Origin of the sequence: Corynebacterium sp. HMSC072G08, assembly GCF_001809185.1 — a bacterium.
Lineage (GTDB): Bacteria > Actinomycetota > Actinomycetes > Mycobacteriales > Mycobacteriaceae > Corynebacterium > Corynebacterium phoceense.
The window spans coordinates 1-1,617 of sequence record NZ_KV796421.1; the positions used below are offsets into that span (position 1 = coordinate 1).

1 protein-coding gene is annotated in these 1,617 nt (G+C 58.3%); it reads right to left on the bottom strand.

Annotation, left to right across the window (positions count from 1 at the left end):
- Positions 1–74 precede the first annotated feature (74 nt).
- Positions 75–1,617, bottom strand: a 1,543-nt coding sequence (locus HMPREF2559_RS05640; protein WP_371325677.1) for a SulP family inorganic anion transporter, incomplete at its 5' end; no start/stop codon positions are given.

Sequence of the window (1,617 nt, forward strand, 5' to 3'; positions counted from 1 at the left end):
TGCAACAGCACCAATAAACTGGCGCCCCGGTTATAAGTTGGGGCGCCAAGTCGATGTGCTCGAGTCGGGGGATGTTAGTGGCCGGTGTCAAGCCGGCCAGACAGGCGGTTCAGCCGGTCCTGACTGGGGCCGTCGAGCCCGATAATGGACACGGTTTTGCCTCTGTCCTGGAACTTCTGCGTAATCGCGTCAAAGGTCGCGACCGTGGAGGCATCCCAGATCTCCGCCTCAGTGAGATCAATAGTGATATGACGGGCAGAATCGGTGTAATCAAAGCGATAAACCAGGTCATTGCTTGATGCCCAAAACAACTGGCCATGCACCCGGTAGGTACGAGTATCAATCTCGCCATCGCCGTCGCCGTCGATCTCGGAGACCTTTTCAATGGAAGCGATATGTGCCACCCGACGGGCGAACATGATCATCGCGGTGACCACACCCAGCACCACACCAATGGCCAGGTTGCTGGTGGCTAGGGTGGCAATAATCGTCACGGCCATAACAATGGTCTCAGAGACCGGCATGAGTTTAAGGGTGCGTGGATGCACCGAGTGCCAGTCGATGGTGCCGACCGAGACCATGATCATGATTGCCACCAGCGCAGCCATCGGGATCATGCCAACGATGTCGCCCAGTGCCAGGACCAGGACCAGCAGGAACACACCGGCTAACAGGGTGGATAGGCGGGTACGTGCCCCGGATTCGCGGACGTTGATCATGGTTTGACCGATCATCGCGCAGCCACCCATGCCGCCGAAGAAACCGGAGGCAATATTAGCCACCCCCTGTCCCCAGGATTCACGAGTTTTATCGGAATGAGTGTCGGTGATGTCATCGACGAGCTTGGCGGTCATCAACGATTCCATGAGACCGACCACGGCCATGGCCAGGGCATAAGGCGCGATGATCTGCAGGGTCTCCAACGTCCACGGCACGTTCGGAATAAACAGGGACGGTAAGGTCTCCGGCATCTTGCCCATGTCCGAGACCGTCGGGACAGTCAAACCGGCGGCAATGACCAAACCGGTGAGCACGATAATCGTGACCAGCGGGGCGGGGATCACACTGGTGAGCTTGGGGAAGAAAATCATGATCACCACACCCAAGCCGACGAGTGGGTAGACCATCCAAGGCACATCAATGAGGTGTTCGAGTTGGGCGGTGAAAATCATAATGCCCAGTGCATTGACGAAACCCAGCATCACCGATCGGGGGATAAAACGCTGAAGTTTCGCCACACCGAGGGCGCCGAGCACGATTTGTAGGACACCGCCCAACAGGACGGTGGCGATGAAATAATCCATCCCGTAACCACGCGCCACAGGAGCAATGACTAGGGCAATAGCCCCGGTGGCGCCGGTGATCATTGCCGGGCGGCCACCGGTAAAGGCGATCGCAATGGCCATGACTACCGAGGAAAACAGACCCATGGCTGGGTCAACACCGGCAAGGATGGAAAAGGCAATGGCCTCAGGGATCAGCGCCAGGGATACCGCCAGTCCGGCCAGAATCTCTATACGGATACGGGCGGGGGAAGAAAATGCGTAACGGAAGGATGCGATGATCCCGGTAGGGGCATCAGCGCCGTCTGGACTCAGGAGGGGGCGGGGGCCGCCG